Below are 17,710 nucleotides of genomic sequence, written 5' to 3' on the forward strand. Positions count from 1 at the left end.
AAACACTTTCCCCACCCCCCCCCACCCGCGCCGCTCGCTGTGGCTGCGCCACAACCTGCAATATCCAAACCCGGGTTTTGGGGTTCTCCCGGGGGCCGCGGGGGGGGGCGCGCGGCCACCGGTCATTCCACTCTGGGTGCAGTCATGTCCACACAGAGTCAGGAGGCCCTATGCGTCGTCCCTTTGCCCGAGCCATGGCAGGTGCGCTGACCCTCGTGGCGGGAGCGGGCGTGGCCCCGCTGGCCCAGGCGCCCCGCGCCCTCGCGGACGGTGTGGTGATCGGCGGGCAGCCCGCGAAGGTGGCGGACAGTCCCTGGGTGGTCGCCCTGTCCAGCCGTGACCGGTTCGGGCGTACGCGGGCCGGACAGTTCTGCGGGGGAGTGGTCGTCGGCCCGACCAAGGTGCTCACCGCGGCGCACTGCCTGGGCGAGAACGTGCTGGGCGGCCCGGTCCAGTCGGTGTCCGACTTCGTGGTGATCGCCGGCCGGACCGAGCTGAACGCGGGGGACGGCCGTGAGATCGCGGTCAGCGGCGCCCGGGTGAACCCCGCCTACGACCCGTTCACCAACGCCGGGGACATCGCCGTACTGGAGCTGCGCGAGGCCGTCCCCGCCGGGTACGTCCTTCCGATGGCCGCCGGCGGGCATCCGGGCTACGCCCCCGGTGCGGACGCGACCGTATACGGCTGGGGGGACACGAGCGGCTTCGGTGACTACGCGTACGCGCTGCAGGCCGCTCGGGTGAAGGTGCTGGCGGACGAGGACTGCGTCCGCGCCTACCCCGGCGACGCGGACGGTCAGTACCAGGCGGGCACGATGGTCTGCGCGGGGGCCAGGGAAGGCGGCAGGGATGCCTGTCAGGGGGACAGCGGGGGGCCTCTGGTGGCCCAGGGCAAGCTCATCGGGCTGGTGTCCTGGGGGCGCGGCTGCGGGCGCGCGGACAGCCCCGGGGTGTACACGCGGATCGCCCCGCTGATCGACTTCGTCGGCGGGGCGGGTCGGCAGGGCTGAGACGGGTCGCCTTCGGGCGTGCCGGGACATGAGGACGGGCGGTCCCCCTGGGTCTCAGGGGTACCGCCCGTTGACCGGCGTGCGCCGGTCCTGGCTCGTCGGGATGCGAGGTATAGGCCTGTGTCAGCGGTCCTCGGGGTCGGCCACAGTGGCCGGAGCGGTCGTAAGCCGCTCAGTCTCATCCTGTATTTCCGCGGCGATCTTCTTGAGTTCCGGCTCGAACTTACGCCCGTGGTGGGCGCAGAAGAGCAGTTCACCGCCGCTCAGCAGGACGACGCGCAGGTATGCCTGGGCGCCGCAACGGTCGCATCGATCAGCGGCCGTCAGCGGGGTCGCGGGTGTCAGAACAGTAGTCACGTCGCCTCTTCTCTAGCTCGACGAGCTGTCGTACCAGGGTCAACATCCAACCAGGCCGAAAACGTTCCCGCTCGCGGCTTTTCCTCGAAACTTCCTTCCGAAGCTGGCCGGCTGTTGCCGGTTGGCGGCGAAGGAGCCGTATTGCATTGCTTTACGGTTTCGCGTTGTCTGTCGTTGCTTCTTGCAGGTTCAGCCCTCTCCGGCGAAGGCCGGTTGTTGATGAGGACGTGCCCGAACCCTAAATGGTTCATGCCTGGAAGGGAACGTGATGTTTGCTTCACTCCAACGAGCGATCGAACATCCGTGCGGGTCTGCACTAGGCTGAAGGATCACGAGGGTGGCGTTACATAGGCTCTAACAGGCCTCGATACCCTCTGAGCGGCACCCGAGCCACCCCTGCGCCCGACCGGGCCAGAAAAGAAATTCAGCGAGGAGCGAACTGCGTGACCGCCGACACGTCCGTGCCTTCCAGCGCGCTGCTGTCCGGAGCAGACCGGGACGGTTCCAACTACACCGCGCGGCACCTGCTCGTCCTCGAGGGCCTCGAGGCCGTCCGCAAGCGCCCCGGCATGTATATCGGGTCCACGGACAGCCGTGGCCTCATGCACTGCCTGTGGGAGATCATCGACAATTCCGTCGATGAGGCCCTGGGCGGCTACTGCGACCACATCGAGGTGATCCTCCACGAGGACGCCTCCGTCGAGGTCCGCGACAACGGCCGTGGCATCCCGGTCGACGTCGAGCCCAAGACGGGGCTCTCCGGCGTCGAGGTCGTGATGACCAAGCTGCACGCCGGTGGAAAGTTCGGCGGCGGCTCGTACGCGGCCTCCGGCGGCCTGCACGGCGTCGGCGCCTCCGTGGTGAACGCGCTCTCCGCCCGCCTCGACGTCGAGGTCGACCGCAACGGCTCCACGCACGCGATCAGCTTCCGTCGCGGGGTGCCGGGGATGTTCACCGAGCAGGGTCCCGACAGCCCCTTCGACCCGGCCAACGGCCTGCGCAAGGGCAAGCGCGTCACCAAGGGCCGCACCGGCACCCGCATCCGCTACTGGGCGGACCGGCAGATCTTCCTCAAGGACGCCAAGCTCACGCTGGACACGCTGTACCAGCGCGCCCGCCAGACCGCCTTCCTCGTCCCGGGCCTGACCATCGTCGTCCGCGACGAGCGGGCGCTCGAGGGGGCCGGCAAGACGGAGGAGACCTTCCGCTTCGACGGCGGCATCAGCGAGTTCTGCGACTACCTCGCTCAGGACAAGGCCGCCTGCGACGTCCTGCGACTGACCGGCTCCGGCACCTTCAAGGAGACCGTGCCGGTCCTGGACGACCGCGGCCACATGACCCCCACCGAGGTCACCCGCGAGCTGGGCGTCGACATCGCCCTGCGCTGGGGCACCGGCTACGAGACCAACGTCAAGTCCTTCGTCAACATCATCGCCACGCCCAAGGGCGGCACCCACATGTCCGGCTTCGAGCGCTCGGTCACCAAGACGGTGAACGAGGTGCTGCGCTCGGCGAAGCTGCTGCGCGTGGCCGAGGACGACGTGGTCAAGGACGACGCGATGGAGGGCATGACGGCCGTCGTGACCGTCCGCCTCGCCGAACCCCAGTTCGAAGGTCAGACCAAGGAGGTCCTCGGGACCTCGGCCGCCACCCGGATCGTCGCCGCGGTGGTCGCCAAGGAGCTCAAGGCGTTCCTGACCTCGACCAAGCGCGACGACAAGCAGCAGGCGCGCTCCGTGATGGAGAAGATCGTCGCGGCGGCGCGGACCCGGATCGCGGCCCGCCAGCACAAGGAGGCGCAGCGCCGCAAGACCGCGCTGGAGTCCTCCTCGCTGCCGGCGAAGCTCGCCGACTGCCGCAGCGACGACGTGGAGCGCAGCGAGCTGTTCATCGTCGAGGGGGACTCCGCCCTCGGTACCGCGAAGCTGGCGCGCAACTCCGAGTTCCAGGCCCTCCTGCCGATCCGCGGCAAGATCCTCAACGTCCAGAAGTCCTCGGTCTCGGACATGCTCAAGAACGCCGAGTGCGGCGCGATCATCCAGGTCATAGGGGCCGGGTCGGGCCGCACCTTCGACATCGACGCCGCCCGCTACGGAAAGATCGTCCTGCTCGTCGACGCCGACGTGGACGGCGCGCACATCCGCTGCCTGCTGCTGACCCTCTTCCAGCGCTACATGCGTCCGATGGTCGAGGCGGGCCGGGTCTTCGCCGCCGTACCGCCGCTGCACCGGATCGAGCTGGTCCAGCCCAAGAAGGGCCAGGACAAGTACGTCTACACGTACTCCGACAACGAGCTGCGCCAGACGCTGCTGGAGTACCAGCGCAAGAACATCCGCTACAAGGACGGCATCCAGCGCTACAAGGGCCTCGGCGAGATGGACGCCGACCAGCTGGCGGAGACCACGATGGACCCGCGCTTTCGCACGCTGCGCCGGATCAACATCGGCGACCTGGACTCGGCGGAGCAGGTCTTCGACCTGCTCATGGGCAATGAGGTGGCGCCCCGCAAGGAGTTCATCACCAGCTCGGCGGCGACCTTGGACCGCTCGCGCATCGACGCCTGATCCGCGGTCGGGCCGCCGCGCGGCCCGACCGGGCTCCCGCCACCGCTCGTCCTCGCTCCCTCGTCCGTCCATCACCTGATGGAGTGAAGAGAACCGGGTCACCGGTGGCGAACCCTTCCTTCCGCACATCCTGGGCGGTACGCGGCCACTGCGGCGGCGGACAAGGAGAGCCCGGTGGACAAGCAAGAAGGGCGCGATGCCGGAACGATAATCCGGTACGACGACCCCTGGTACGAGGCGCTCGCCGCGGGGTGGGGCGAGGGCGAGGGCGAGACGGGGGAGGCCGGGGCGCAGGCCCCCGGCCCGCGCTCGGCCACCGCATCCGACGACGACGGCCGGCGCGATCCCCGCGCCGCCGACATCTACCTGGAGGTGCAGCGCAGCGCCGCCTTCCAGGAGGTCCGCAGCCGCTACCGGAGGTTTGTCGTCCCGGCCACCCTCGGCTTCCTCCTCTGGTACCTCGCCTACATCGTCGCGGCGACCGCCGCGCCGGGGCTGATGGCCCGACCCGTCGTGGGCGCCGTCAACGTGGCCCTGCTCGCCGGGCTCGGCCAGTTCCTCAGCACCTTCGTGCTCACCTGGGCCTACACGCGCCACGCGCGGCTCCGCCGGGACCGCGCCGCCCTCGACCTGCGCTGGACCGTCTTCGAGCAGGAGCGGGGCCAGGAGCGCACCCGGGGGGCCCAGCGGTGAGCACCGAACACCAGACGCTGGCCCTCATCCTGTGCAGCCTCTTCATCGCGGTCACCCTGGGCATCACCACCTGGGTCAGCCGCAACCGGCACGGCTCCGCGGAGGAGTTCTACGCGGGAGGGCGGCTGTTCTCCCCTCTGGAGAACGGTTTCGCCATCGCCGGTGACTACATGTCCGCCGCGTCCTTCCTGGGCATTTCCGGCCTGATCGCCCTCTTCGGCTACGACGGCCTGCTCTACTCCGTCGGCTTCCTCGTGGCCTGGCTGGTGGTCCTGTTCCTGGTCGCCGAGCTGGTGCGCAACTGCGGCCGCTTCACCCTCGCCGACGTGGTGGCGGCCAGGATGAGCGAGCGGCCCGTCCGGATCGCCGCGGGCGTCTCCTCCGTCACCGTCTCGGTGCTCTACCTGGTCGCGCAGATGGTCGGCGCGGGCAGCCTGATCGGGCTGCTGCTCGGCAGTTCGAGCACCGGGGCCCGGACCCTGACCGTGATCGGCGTGGGCGCGCTGATGGTGATCTACGTGTCCTTCGGCGGCATGCGCGCCACCACCTGGATCCAGATCGTCAAGGCGGTGCTGCTGATGGGCGGGGCCGTCGCGCTCACGGTGCTCGTCCTGCTCCGCTTCCACGGCGACTTCAACCAGCTGCTGACCAGCGCCGCCGCGCGCAGCGGCCACGGCAAGGAGTTCCTGAACCCCGGGCTCAAGTACGGCGGTGACTGGACCGCCCGCTTCGACTTCATCAGCCTCGGGCTGGCGCTGGTCCTCGGCACCGCCGGGCTGCCGCACATCCTGTCGCGCTTCTACACCGTGCCGACCGCGCGGGCGGCCCGCCGCTCGGTGGTGTGGGCGATCGGGCTCATCGGGGGCTTCTACCTGATGACGATCGTGTTGGGGTTCGGTGCGGCCGCGCTGTTGGGCCCGGACCAGGTGCGGGCCTCCAACGCCTCGGGGAACACGGCCGTGCCGCTGCTCGCGGCCCAGCTCGGCGGAGGGGCCGACTCCACCGGGGGCGCGGTGCTCTTCGCGATCGTCGCCGCCATCGCGTTCGCGACGATCCTCGCCGTGGTCGCCGGGATCACGCTGGCCTCCTCGGCCTCCGTCGCGCACGACCTGTACGCCTCGCTCAAGCGGCGCCACGCGCGTCAGCGCAGCGAAGTGACCGTGGCCAGGGCGGCCGCGGTGGGCATCGGGGCGGTGGCGATCGCCCTCGGGCTGCTCGCCCAGGACCTGAACGTGGCCTTCCTGGTGGGGCTGGCCTTCGCGGTCGCGGCCTCCGCGAACCTGCCGGTGCTGCTGTACTCGCTGTTCTGGCGGGACTTCACCACGCGGGGGGCCGTCTGGTCGGTGTACGGCGGGCTCGTCCCGGCCGTGCTGCTGGTGGTGCTCTCGCCCGTGGTCTCCGGCAGCCCCGACGCACTGTTCCCGCACGTGAACTTCCAGTACTTCCCGCTGCAGAACCCGGGCATCGTCTCGATCCCGCTCGGCTTCCTGGCGGGCTGGCTGGGCACGGTCACCTCGGCCGAGGTCCCCGACGCGGCCCGGCACGCCGAGACCGAGGTCCGCTCGCTGACCGGCGCCGGAGCGGTGTGAGGGCCGGGGGTGTCCGGTGGACCCGGACACCCCTCAGGGGTGCGCGGTCGGGAGCCAGGTGTAGCGGTGCTCCGGGCGGCCGGTCTCCCCGTAGCGCAGCGAGAGCCGGACGCGGTCGCTGCGTTCGAGGAGCTTGAGGTAGCGCTGCGCGGTCTGGCGGCTGATGCCCGCCAGGTCGGCGATCTGCTGGGTCGACAGAGGGCCGTCGGCGCTCCGCAGGACCTGGCGGACCAGGTCGGCGGTGGTGGGGGAGTGGCCCTTGGGGAGTTCGTTGGGCGTGGCGGCCCCGGCCAGGGCGCCGAAGATGCGGTCGACCTCGGCCTGCTCGGCCTCCCCGCCCCCGCCCAACGCGCGGCGCAGGGCCCCGTACGCCTCCAGCTTGGCGCGCAGCCCGGCGAAGGTGAACGGTTTCACCAGGTACTGGAGGGCGCCGAGGCGCATCGCGGCCTGGACCGTGGCGAGGTCGCGGGCGGCCGTCACCATGATCACGTCGGTCTGGTGGCCGAGCCGGCGCAGCGATCCGACCAGGTCGAGCCCGCTGCCGTCGGGCATGTAGTGGTCCAGCAGGAGCAGGTCCACCGGCCGGTCCGCCGGGCTGGCGGTGATGAACGCCAGCGCCTCGGCGGCCGAGTGGGCCCGCCCCGCGACCTCGAAGCCGGGCACCTTGGCCACGTAGGCCGCGTTGATCCGGGCCACCCGGGGGTCGTCGTCCACGACCAGGACCTGGAGCGGGGAGCCGCTCACCGCAGGGCCTCCGGCAGTTCGACGCGGAACTCGGCCCCGCCGTCGGGCGCCTCACCGGCCCGCGCGCTGCCGCCCTGGCGCTGTGCGAGCCGGCGTACGAGCGCGAGCCCGAGCCCGCGCTCGCGGTGCCCGCTGGGCAGTTTCGTGGACCAGCCTTCGGTGAAGATCTCCTCGCGCCGGTCGGCGGGCACCCCGGGGCCGCTGTCGCGCACCCGCAGCACGGCGGTGCGGCCCCGGGCGCACAGTTCCACCTCGACCCGGGGATCGGCCGAGCCGACCGCCGCGTCCAGGGCGTTGTCGACGAGGTTGCCGACGATGGTGACGAGGCCGCCGGGGTCGACGAGCCGGTCGGGCAGGAGGGTGGCGGGGGCGAGGCGCAGCGCGACGCCGCGTTCGGCGGCGACGGTGGCCTTGCCCACCAGCAGCGCGGCGAGCAGGGGATCGTGGACCTTCTCGGTGACCTGCTCGGCGGTGCTGCGGTGCACGCCGACGACCTCGGTGAGGAACTCCGAGGCCTCCTCGTGCAGGCCCAGTTCGAGCAGGCCGAGGAGGGTGTGCAGCCGGTTGGCGTGTTCGTGGTCCTGGGCGCGCAGGGCATCGATCAGGCCACGGGTGGAGTCCAGCTCGCGGCCCAGGTGCTCCACCTCGGTGCGGTCGCGCAGGGTGGCGACGGCGCCGCCGTCCTCGGTGGGCATGCGGTTGGCGAGCAGGACCCGGGAGCCCTGCACGGTGAGCAGGTCGCGCCCGGTGACCCGGCCCGCCAGGACGTCGGTGGTCCGGCCGGGGCCGAGCAGTTCCTCCAGGGGGCGCCCGGCGGCGTCCGGGGCGCCGGGGGCGAGGCCGAGCAGCCGTGCCGCCTCGTCGTTGACCAGTCGGACGCGGCCCGCCCGGTCGAGGGCGACGACGCCCTCCCGGATGGAGTGCAGCATCGCCTCGCGCTCGGCGAGCAGCCCGGCGATATCGGAGAAGGCCAGGTCACGGGTCTGGCGCTGGATCCGGCGGGAGAGCACGAAGGCGGCCAGGGCGCCCACCGCCAGCGCGCCGCCGGCGTAGGCGAGCAGGCCCGGGATGGCGCCGACGAGCCTGTCCCGGACGTTGTCGTAGGCGATGCCGACGGAGACGGCGCCGACGATCTCGCCGTCGGTCGCGAGCAGCGGGACCTTGCCGCGGGCGGATCGGCCGAGGGTGCCCTCGTCGATCTCCATGACCTCGCGCCCGGCCAGCGCGTCGGCGGGGTCGGTCGAGACGGGCAGCCCGATCAGCTCGGGGCTGGGGTGGGAACGGCGGATGCCCCGGAGGTCCACGACGACGACGTACTCGGCTCCGGTGGCGCGGCGGACGCGCTCGGCGATGGCTTGGACCCGACCGTCCGGCGCGGGCGGGCCGGACAGCAGGGCGGTGGGCAGATCGGGGTCGGCGGCGGTGCTCTGCGCGATGGCCAGGGCGCGCCGCATGGCCTGGTCGTCGAGCTGGGAGCCGAGCGGGGCCAGGAAGAGGCCGGTGGCCAGAACGGCGACCCCGGCGGCTATCGCCAGCTGGGTCAGCAGGATCTGGGAGACCGCCCGTCGGGGGCGGCCGAAGCGCCGGGCGCCCGTCGCGCCCGTGGCGCTCGTGAGGTGGGACCGCATGAGTACGAACCGTAGGGCGGCTTCCGCTTTTTAGGAATTTCCATAGGGCACGCAAATTCCTTGCGCTGCTTGCGTGCTGCTTGCGCAAGTGTTTCAGGAGGAAAAGTGTGGTCATGGCGGTAGACGACTGACCAAGGCTCTGCAATTCTCGCACCGCAGTACGCAAATTCCTATGTCACCTGGTTCAGAAAACTCATGTCGAGGGACGAGGACGTATGAGAAGGCACAGCTGGAGATGGCGGGCCCTGGCCGCCCTGATCAGCACGGCCCTGCTGATGTTGGGATGGCCGGCGCTGACCGCCACGGCCGCGGGCGGTCCGAACATCGCCGCGGGCAGGCCCGCATCCGCGAGCAGTACCAACGGCTCCTTCACGGCCGCCGCCGTCACGGACGGCAACCAGTCCACCTACTGGGAGAGCGCCGGCAGCACCTTCCCGCAATGGGTGCAGACCGACCTCGGCGCCACCACGCGCGTCGACCAAGTGGTGCTGAAGCTCCCCGCGGCTTGGGAGAACCGCAACCAGACCCTGTCCGTCCAGGGCAGCGCCGACGGCACCGGCTTCAACACCCTGGTCGGCTCGGCCACCTACACCTTCGGCCAGGGCAGCGGGAACACGGTGACCATCGGCTTCCCGGCCACCCAGACCCGGTTCGTCCGGATCGAGATCACCGCCAACACGGGCTGGCCGGCCGCCCAGCTCGCCGAGCTGGAGGTCCGGGCCCCGGGCGAGTCCTCGGACAACCTGGCCCTGGGCAAGACCCTGACCGCGAGCAGCAACACGCAGTCCTACGTCGCCTCCAACGCCAACGACGGCAACCGCGCCAGCTACTGGGAGAGCGTCAACAACGCGATGCCGCAGTGGATCCAGGCCGACCTCGGCGCCTCGCTGCGCGTGGACCGGGTGGTGCTGCGGCTGCCCGAGAACTGGGGCCCCCGCACCCAGACCCTGAAGATCCAGGGCAGCGCCAACGGCAGCGACTTCACCGACCTGACCGCCTCCAAGGCCTACGACTTCACCACGGCGGGCGGCAACGCGGTGACCGTCACCTTCGACGCCGCCACCACCCGCTACCTCCGGGTCCTCATCTCGCTGAACAGCGTCCAGCCGGGCGGCCAGCTCTCCGAACTGGAGATCTACGGGCCCCAGTCCGGGGACACCCAGGCGCCGAGCGCCCCCACCGCGCTGGCCTACACCGAGCCCGCCACCGGTCAGGTCAAGCTCACCTGGCAGGCCGCCACCGACAACGTCGGCGTCACCGGCTACGACGTCTACGCCAACAACCAGCTGCGCACCAGCGTGGCCGGCAACGTCACCACCTACACCGACACCCAGCCCACCAGCGCGAGCGTGACCTACTACGTCCGCGCCAAGGACGCCGCCGGGAACCAGTCCCCGAACAGCAACAGCGTGACCCGCGCCGGTGACACCGGTGACACCCAGGCGCCGACCGCCCCGGGCTCCCTGGCCTTCACCGAGCCCACCGCCGGCCAGGTCAAGCTCACCTGGCAGGCCGCCACCGACAACGTCGGCGTCACCGGCTACGAGGTGTACGCGAACAACGCGCTGCGCACGACCGTCGCGGGCAACGTCACCACCTACACCGACACCCAGCCCACCAACGCGAGCGTGACCTACTTCGTCCGCGCCAAGGACGCGGCGGGCAACCGCTCGGGCGACAGCAACTCCGTCACCCGCAACGGCACCGGGGGCGGCGGCTCCAACCTCGCCGTCGGCAAGGAGATCGCCGGCTCGTCCGTGACGAACGCCTTCGTCGCCGAGAACGCCAACGACAACGACACCGCGACCTACTGGGAGGGCGCGGGCGGCGCCTACCCGAGCACCCTGACGGTCAAGCTCGGAGCCAACGCGGACCTGGACCGGCTCGTCCTCAAGCTCAATCCCAGCGGCAGCTGGGGCGCCCGCACCCAGCGCATCGAGGTGCTCGGCCGCGAACAGGGCGCCTCCGGCGCCACCAGCCTCGTCGCCGCCAAGGACTACGTCTTCGACCCGGCCTCCGGCAACACCGCCACCATCGCGCTGAGCGCCCGCGTGGCGGACGTACAGCTGCGCTTCACGGCCAACAGCGGCGCCGGGAACGGCCAGATCGCCGAGTTCCAGGTCATCGGCGTCCCCGCGCCCAACCCGGATCTGGTGATCACCGCGCTGAGCACCGCCCCGGCCGCCCCGGTCGAGTCGGACCCGGTGACCCTCTCCGCCACGGTCAAGAACAGCGGTCCGGCCGCGGCCGCCGCCACCGCGGTGACCTTCCAGCTGGGCGGCTCGAAGGCGGCCACCGCCAACGTCCCGGCCCTGGCCGCGGGCGCGCAGGCGAACGTCACCGCCTCCATCGGGCCGCGCGACGCCGGCAGCTACCCGCTGAGCGCGATCGTCGACGAGGCGAACACGGTCATCGAGCAGAACGACACGAACAACTCCTTCACCGCCCCGCCGCTGGTGATCCGGCCGGTGGACAGCTCCGACCTGGTGGCCGCGGCCGTCAACTGGAGCCCGAGCGCGCCGGCCGTGGGCCAGAACGTCGACTTCTCGGTCACGGTGAAGAACCAGGGCACCGTCGCGGCGGCCGCGGGGTCGCACGGCATCACGCTCACCCTGCTGGACGCGAACGGCGCCACCGTGCGCACCCTGACGGGCTCCTTCAGCGGCGCCCTCGCGCCCGGCGCCTCCTCGGCCCCGGTCGTCCTCGGCGGCTGGACGGCGGCCAACGGCAAGTACACCGTCAAGGTGGTGCTCGCCGACGACGCCAACGAACTGCCGGTCAAGCGCGCCAACAACACCAGCACCAAGGCCTTCTTCGTCGGCCGCGGGGCGAACATGCCCTTCGACACCTACGAGGCCGAGGACGGCGTCGTGGGCGGCGGGGCGAGCGTGGTCGGCCCGAACCGCACCATCGGTGACATCGCGGGCGAGGCCTCCGGCCGCAAGGCGGTCAGCCTCGACGCGACGGGCGAGTACGTCGAGTTCACCACCCGGGCCGCCACCAACACCCTGGTCACCCGCTTCTCCATCCCGGACGCCCCGGGCGGCGGCGGCATCGACGCCACCATCGACGTCTACGTCAACGGGACCTTGAAGAAGGCCCTCCCGCTGACCTCGAAGTACGCCTGGCTGTACGGCGCCGAGGCCTCCCCGGGGAACTCGCCCGGCGCCGGCGCTCCGCGGCACATCTACGACGAGGCCAACGTCCTGCTGGGCGAGACCGTTCCGGCCGGCAGCAAGATCCGCCTCCAGAAGGACGCGGCCAACACCTCCACCTACGCCATCGACTTCGTCAGCCTGGAGCAGGCCACGGCGATACCCAACCCGGACCCGGCGGCGTACGCCGTGCCCACCGGATTCGGCCACCAGGACGTGCAGAACGCCCTGGACAAGGTCCGCATGGACACCACCGGCAAGCTCGTCGGCGTCTACCTGCCGCCCGGCGACTACGACACGGCCAGCAAGTTCCAGGTGTACGGCAAGGCCGTGCAGGTGGTCGGCGCGGGCCCGTGGTTCACCCGCTTCCACGCGCCCACCGCGCAGGACAACACGGACATCGGCTGGCGGGCGGAGGGCACGGCGAAGGGATCCTCCTTCTCCGGCTTCGCCTACTTCGGCAACTACACCTCGCGGATCGACGGCCCCGGCAAGGTCTTCGACTTCTCGAACGTCACCGACATCACCATCGACAACGTCTGGAACGAGCACACGGTGTGCCTCTACTGGGGCGCCAACACCGACCGGATCACGATCAAGAACTCCCGGATCCGGGACACCTACGCCGACGGCATCAACATGACCAACGGCAGCACGGACAACCTCGTCTCCAACAACGAGGCGCGCTCCACGGGCGACGACAGCTTCGCGCTCTTCTCCGCGATCGACGCGGGCGGCGCCGACATGAAGAACAACGTCTACGAGAACCTGACCACCCTCCTGACCTGGCGCGCGGCCGGGGTCGCGGTCTACGGCGGCTTCAACAACACCTTCCGCAACATCCTCATCGCCGACACCCTGGTCTACTCGGGCATCACGATCAGCTCGCTGGACTTCGGCTATCCGATGAACGGATTCGGCACCGATCCGACGACCTTCGAGAACATCTCGATCCTGCGCTCGGGCGGCCATTTCTGGGGAGCGCAGACCTTCCCCGGAATCTGGATCTTCTCCGCCTCGAAGGTGTTCCAGGGGATCCGGATCAACAACGTCGACATCGTCGATCCGACCTACAGCGGCATCATGTTCCAGACCCAGTACATCGGAGGCCAACCGGTCAATCCCATCAAGGACACGATCCTGCGGGACATCACCATCACGGGTGCCAAGAAGAGCGGCGACGCCTACGATGCGAAATCGGGCTTCGGGCTCTGGGCCAACGAGATGCCGGAAGCGGGCCAGGGTCCCGCGGTCGGTGAAGTCGAGATCCACAACCTGAAGACGAGCGACAACGCCGTGGACGTGCGGAACACGACCTCGACGTTGAAGATCAACCAACTGCCGTAAATCGGCCCCGCCAAGAGGGCCGAAGACTAGCGCAAGCGACTTGCGTCGCTTGCGCTAGTCTTGCGCTCATGACGCGACGACTTGCTCAGGTAGCGAAGAAGGTGGGAGTCAGCGAAGCCACGGTCAGCCGGGTGCTCAACGGCAAGCCGGGGGTCTCGGACGCGACCCGCCAGTCCGTGCTCACGGCCCTCGACGTCCTCGGCTACGAGCGGCCCACCCAGCTGCGCGGCGAGCGCGCCCGGCTGGTGGGCCTGGTCCTGCCCGAACTGCAGAACCCCATCTTCCCGGCCTTCGCCGAGGTGATCGGCGGAGCCCTGGCCCAGCAGGGGCTGACCCCCGTGCTCTGCACCCAGACCACGGGCGGGGTCTCCGAGGCGGACTACGTCGAGCTGCTGCTCCAGCAGCAGGTCTCCGGCGTGGTCTTCGCCGGTGGACTCTTCGCCCAGGCCGACGCCCCGCACGAGCACTACCGGCTGCTGTCCGACCGCAAGGTCCCGGTGGTGCTCATCAACGCCTCCATCGAGGACCTCGGCTTCCCCTGCGTCGCCTGCGACGACGCCGTCGCGGTCGAGCAGGCCTGGCGCCACCTGGCCTCCCTGGGTCACGAGCGGATCGGCCTGGTGCTCGGGCCGCCCGACCACATGCCCTCGCTGCGCAAGCTCGTCGCGGCCCAGGCCGTCGCCGCGGCGGCGCACACCGAGCTGCCCGCGGCCCACGTCGAGCGGGCGCTGTTCTCCCTGGAGGGCGGCCACGCGGCCGCCTCCCGGCTGCTGGACCGCGGGGTCACCGGCATCATCTGCGCGAGCGATCCGCTGGCCCTGGGGGCCGTCCGGGCGGCCCGCCGGCGGGGTCTGGACGTACCCCGGCAGGTCTCCGTGGTCGGCTACGACGACTCGGCCTTCATGAACTGCACCGAACCCCCGCTGACCACGGTCCGCCAGCCCATCGAGGCCATGGGCCGGGCCGCCGTGGAGCTGCTGACGGCGCAGATCCAGGGCGCCGCGGTCCAGCCCGGCGAGCTGCTCTTCGAGCCGGAGCTGGTCGTGCGCGGCTCCACCGCCCAGGCCCCGCGCGACTAGGTCGCCCCGGGCACCGATCGACAGAGCCCCCGTACGTCCATGTGACGTACGGGGGCTCTCTTTTTGCGTCTCATGACGCACTCGATCCGGTCTGTCCTGTCAATGTATTACGAAATCTGCGCGAGATCTTGCGTTCATCTGTGGCTGGTGGTTGAGTGTGCCGCGCTCGCCCCCACGCACTCCTGCTCGATGCTCGAAGGGGTCCATCGATGAGAAGCAACACCCGCCGCGCCGTCGCGGCAGCCCTCGTCTCCGCGCTCGCCGTCACCGCCCTCGCGGCCTGCGGTACGAGCAGCAGCGGCGACGGCAAGCCGGACAAGGCGGCGCCCGGCGCCCCCGCCGACGCCTCCGCTCCACTCGACCCGAACACCAAGGTCACCCTCACCATCGACTGCATGCCGCCCGCGGCGAAGGCGGCCGAGCTGAAGGAGTGGAAGGAGGACGTCGAGGCGTTCAAGAAGATCTACCCGAACGTCACGATCGACGGCCGTTCCACCCCCGGCCAGTGCCTGGAGCCCCCGCGGTTCACCGCGATGCTCAAGGCCAAGTCCCAGCCGGACGTGTTCTACACGTACTTCACGGACCTGAAGCAGGTGCTCGACAACAGCGGCGCCGAGGACATCTCGGCGTACGTCACGCCGAAGTCGGTCCCCGCCCTCGACACCATCGACAAGAACGTCATGAACGTCCTGAAGCAGGACGGCAAGCTCTACGGCCTGCCGACCAGCAACTACACCATGGGCCTGCTGATCAACCGCAAGCTCTTCACCCAGGCCGGGCTCAACCCCGACACCCCGCCGCGCACCTGGGACGAGGTCCGCGCGGCCGCCAAGAAGATCGCCGCGCTGGGCAACGGCACCGCCGGCTTCGGCGAGTACAGCGTGGAGAACACCGGCGGCTGGCACTACACCGCGACCCTGTACGGCATGGGCGGCGACGTCGTCGGGGCCGACGGCAAGGCCGCCTTCAACAACCCCACCGGGCGCCAGATCGTCGAGAACCTCAAGGCGATGCGCTGGGAGGACGACAGCATGGGCAAGACCCAGCTGCTCAAGTGGGGTGACCTGCAGAAGCAGATGGCCTCGGACAAGCTCGGCATGTTCCTCGCCGCCCCGGACGACATCACGTACATGGTCCAGCAGCTCGGCGCGAAGTACGACACCTTCGGGATGGGCCCGCTGCCCGGCGGCGCGTCCACGCTCTTCGGCGGCAACAGCTACATGATCAAGAAGGGCAGCTCGCCCGACAAGATCAAGGCGGCGATCGCCTGGCTGAACTTCAAGACCCTCACGGTCGGCAAGGGCCAGTTCGACTTCGCGCGCAGCAAGGCCGACGGCCTCCCGGTCGGCCTGCCGCAGCCCGCCTTCTTCGTCGGTGCCTCCAAGGAGCAGAGCGACGCCCTGAAGGCCGCGAGCGCGACGATGCCGGTCGCCAACTTCAAGTCCTTCCTGGACAACCCGGTGCCGCCCAAGGGCGAACCCGCGAAGGCCCAGGAGGTCTACAAGGTGCTCGACAAGGTGATGTCGGGGGTCCTCACCAACAAGGACGCCGACCCCGCGCAGCTGCTCGGCGACGCCGAGAAGGCGGTCAACCAGGTGCTGGCCAACCAGTAGGGCGCCGGGCGGGCCCGGGACGCCTCCCCGGCCCGGTCCCGCCCGCCCCGCCCCGCCGTGTTCAGCCCTGCGACCCACCAAGGAGCGGCGATGTCGGCCCCCACCCCGCCCGGATCCCGAGAAGCCTTCGTCCGGGCATTCAAGCGGAACGTTTCCGCCCACGGATTCCTGATCGGCGCGGTCCTCTGTTTCGCCTTCTTCTCCTGGTACCCGATGGTCCGGGAGTTCGTCCTGGCCTTCCAGAAGACCGAGAACGGCGTCACCCGCTGGGCCGGCCTCGACAATTTCCGCTACGTCTTCAACGACCCGAATTTCTGGCAGGCATGGCGAAACACCCTGCTGTTCACGGGACTCGCCCTGCTCCTCGGCTTCGTGGTGCCCTTCCTCGTCGCCGTCGTCCTCAACGAATTCCGCCACGCACAAGGGTTCTTGCGGCTGCTCGTCTACCTTCCGGTGATGATGCCGCCGGTCGCCTCGGTCCTGCTGTTCAAATACTTCTACGACCCGGGATACGGCCTCTTCAACCGGATCCTGGTCTTCCTCCACCTCCCCGCCCAGGACTGGCTCCAGTCCACCGACACCGCCATGCTCTCGGTGGTCCTCGCCGCCACCTGGATGAACATGGGCGGCGCGACCCTGATCTACCTCGCCGCCCTCCAGGGCATCCCGGGCGAGCTCTACGAGGCCGCCGAACTCGACGGCGCGGGACTGCTCCGCAAGATCTGGCACATCACCATCCCGCAGACCAAGCTCATCCTCTCGCTGATGCTGCTCATGCAGATCATCGCGACCATGCAGGTCTTCGTGGAGCCGTTCCTGCTCACCGGCGGCGCCGGCCCCGAGGGGTCGACGACGACCGTGGTGATCCTCATCTACCAGTACGCCTTCAACTTCAACCAGTACGGCGGCGCCGCGGCCCTGGGCCTGTGCCTGCTCGTCCTGCTCGCCGGCTTCTCGGCCGCCTACGTCCGGCTGAGCCGCGACAACGAGAACTGACACCCGGCAACCACCCCGAGAACTGACCCGAGACGAGAACGGACCGGAGCCCGAAACATGGCAGAGCGCACGCTGATCTCGCCGGCCCAACTCGGCCGGACCCGGGGCAAGGTCCTCTACTGGACGGTCCTCGTCCTGGTCGTCGTCGGCTTCACCCTCGTCTTCCTCGGCCCCCTGTACTGGATGGTCGCCAACGGCCTCAAGAGCACCGAGGAGTTCGCCGAGGTCCCGCCCACCCTGGTGCCCGGCTCCCTGCACACCGCCAACTACACCAGCGCCTGGAAGGTCATGGACCTGGCCAAGCTGCTCTTCAACACCGTCTACTACGCCTTCGGCGCGCTGGCCTTCCAACTCGTCCTCGACGTCGCGGCCGCCTACTCGCTCTCGCGGCTGCGCCCCGTCTTCGGCAAGGCCGTCCTCGGGATGATGCTGGCGACCCTGATGATCCCCGCCACCGTGCTCGTCGTACCGCAGTACCTGACCGTCCTGGACATGCCCCTCATCCAGCGGAACCTGCTCAACACGCCCTGGGTGATCTGGCTGCCGTCCGTGACGAACGCCTTCAACATCTTCCTGCTGAAGCGGTTCTTCGACTCGATCCCGCAAGAGATCCTCGACGCCGCATCCATCGACGGGGCGAGCGCCCTGCGCAGCCTGCGCTCCGTCGTCCTGCCGATGTCCCGCCCCATCCTCGGGGTCGTGTCCATCTTCGCGATCGTCGGCGTCTGGAAGGACTTCCTCTGGCCGATGCTCACCCTGCCGGACCCGGCCCTGCAGACGCTCAACGTCGGCATCTACTCCCTGTCGACGGGCGTGCCCGAGAACCACCTGATCGCGGCGCTCGCCATGGCTTCCGCGCCCACGCTCATCGTGTTCCTGATCTTCCAGCGCAACATCATGAGCGGCCTCACGGCGGGCTCCCTCAAGGGCTGACC

12 protein-coding genes are annotated in these 17,710 nt (G+C 70.0%); 9 read left to right on the forward strand and 3 right to left on the reverse strand.

Annotated elements, in window-relative coordinates:
• Positions 1-170: 170 nt before the first annotated feature.
• Positions 171-1,010 carry a S1 family peptidase gene (locus tag ACFWAR_RS18165; protein WP_385778217.1) on the forward strand — a complete coding sequence of 280 codons (840 nt, stop codon included), beginning with the start codon at positions 171-173 and terminating at the stop codon, positions 1,008-1,010.
• A 123-nt stretch (positions 1,011-1,133) separates the two neighbouring features.
• Here ACFWAR_RS18165 and ACFWAR_RS18170 read toward each other — a convergent pair whose 3' ends face one another.
• Entirely contained in the window at positions 1,134-1,367 is a 234-nt protein-coding gene (locus ACFWAR_RS18170) for a hypothetical protein (protein ID WP_385778219.1), read from the reverse strand.
• 443 nt (positions 1,368-1,810) lie between these two features.
• On the opposite strand from ACFWAR_RS18170, the gene ACFWAR_RS18175 reads away from it, so the two are divergent.
• The 3 genes from ACFWAR_RS18175 (at position 1,811) to ACFWAR_RS18185 (ending at position 6,213) form a co-directional block, all read left to right on the forward strand.
• On the forward strand, positions 1,811-3,931 hold the full coding sequence (locus ACFWAR_RS18175; protein ID WP_385778221.1) for a type IIA DNA topoisomerase subunit B: 2,121 nt from the start codon (positions 1,811-1,813) through the stop codon (positions 3,929-3,931).
• A 174-nt stretch (positions 3,932-4,105) separates the two neighbouring features.
• Positions 4,106-4,624 (forward strand): DUF485 domain-containing protein, encoded by a 519-nt coding sequence (locus ACFWAR_RS18180; protein WP_385778223.1) that lies wholly within the window; start codon positions 4,106-4,108, stop codon positions 4,622-4,624.
• Positions 4,621-6,213 (forward strand): cation acetate symporter, encoded by a 1,593-nt coding sequence (locus ACFWAR_RS18185; RefSeq protein WP_385778225.1) that lies wholly within the window; start codon positions 4,621-4,623, stop codon positions 6,211-6,213. Before ACFWAR_RS18180 ends, ACFWAR_RS18185 begins: the two co-directional genes overlap by 4 nt.
• A 33-nt stretch (positions 6,214-6,246) precedes the next feature.
• Here ACFWAR_RS18185 and ACFWAR_RS18190 read toward each other — a convergent pair whose 3' ends face one another.
• Together ACFWAR_RS18190 and ACFWAR_RS18195 are read right to left on the reverse strand one after the other, a co-directional pair.
• Positions 6,247-6,957, reverse strand: a complete 711-nt coding sequence (locus ACFWAR_RS18190) for a response regulator (protein WP_385778227.1) — start codon at positions 6,955-6,957, stop codon at positions 6,247-6,249.
• Positions 6,954-8,585: an ATP-binding protein gene (locus ACFWAR_RS18195; protein WP_385778229.1), complete on the reverse strand. Its 1,632-nt coding sequence runs from the start codon at positions 8,583-8,585 to the stop codon at positions 6,954-6,956. Before ACFWAR_RS18195 ends, ACFWAR_RS18190 begins: the two co-directional genes overlap by 4 nt.
• Before the next feature lie 215 nt (positions 8,586-8,800).
• Between ACFWAR_RS18195 and ACFWAR_RS18200 the strand changes: the two genes are divergently transcribed.
• From ACFWAR_RS18200 to ACFWAR_RS18220, 5 genes are all read left to right on the forward strand, one after another.
• A complete protein-coding gene (locus ACFWAR_RS18200) occupies positions 8,801-13,087 on the forward strand; it encodes a discoidin domain-containing protein (RefSeq protein ID WP_385778231.1) in 4,287 nt (1,428 codons plus the stop codon).
• A 68-nt stretch (positions 13,088-13,155) separates the two neighbouring features.
• Entirely contained in the window at positions 13,156-14,166 is a 1,011-nt protein-coding gene (locus tag ACFWAR_RS18205; RefSeq protein ID WP_385778233.1) for a LacI family DNA-binding transcriptional regulator, read from the forward strand.
• Between the two features lie 209 nt (positions 14,167-14,375).
• Positions 14,376-15,779 (forward strand): ABC transporter substrate-binding protein, encoded by a 1,404-nt coding sequence (locus tag ACFWAR_RS18210; RefSeq protein ID WP_385778235.1) that lies wholly within the window; start codon positions 14,376-14,378, stop codon positions 15,777-15,779.
• Positions 15,780-15,869: 90 nt separating this feature from the next.
• The gene (locus tag ACFWAR_RS18215) at positions 15,870-16,775 is read left to right on the forward strand and encodes a carbohydrate ABC transporter permease (RefSeq protein ID WP_385778237.1); all 906 of its coding nucleotides are present in this window, start codon (positions 15,870-15,872) and stop codon (positions 16,773-16,775) included.
• A gap of 57 nt (positions 16,776-16,832) precedes the next feature.
• Positions 16,833-17,708 (forward strand): carbohydrate ABC transporter permease, encoded by an 876-nt coding sequence (locus ACFWAR_RS18220; protein ID WP_385778239.1) that lies wholly within the window; start codon positions 16,833-16,835, stop codon positions 17,706-17,708.
• The last annotated feature ends 2 nt before the right edge of the window (positions 17,709-17,710 follow it).

The organism is Streptomyces sp. NPDC059917, assembly GCF_042730635.1.
Taxonomy (GTDB): domain Bacteria; phylum Actinomycetota; class Actinomycetes; order Streptomycetales; family Streptomycetaceae; genus Streptomyces.

What these genes read in the sequence shown, in the direction of transcription:
- ACFWAR_RS18165 (WP_385778217.1), top strand. Translation starts at nt 171, where the DNA reads ATGCGTCGTCCCTTTGCCCGAGCCATGGCAGGTGCGCTGACCCTCGTG.
- ACFWAR_RS18205 (WP_385778233.1), top strand. Translation starts at nt 13,156, where the DNA reads ATGACGCGACGACTTGCTCAGGTAGCGAAGAAGGTGGGAGTCAGCGAA.
- ACFWAR_RS18195 (WP_385778229.1), bottom strand. Translation starts at nt 8,585, where the DNA reads ATGCGGTCCCACCTCACGAGCGCCACGGGCGCGACGGGCGCCCGGCGC.
- ACFWAR_RS18220 (WP_385778239.1), top strand. Translation starts at nt 16,833, where the DNA reads ATGGCAGAGCGCACGCTGATCTCGCCGGCCCAACTCGGCCGGACCCGG.
- ACFWAR_RS18215 (WP_385778237.1), top strand. Translation starts at nt 15,870, where the DNA reads ATGTCGGCCCCCACCCCGCCCGGATCCCGAGAAGCCTTCGTCCGGGCA.
- ACFWAR_RS18210 (WP_385778235.1), top strand. Translation starts at nt 14,376, where the DNA reads ATGAGAAGCAACACCCGCCGCGCCGTCGCGGCAGCCCTCGTCTCCGCG.
- ACFWAR_RS18200 (WP_385778231.1), top strand. Translation starts at nt 8,801, where the DNA reads ATGAGAAGGCACAGCTGGAGATGGCGGGCCCTGGCCGCCCTGATCAGC.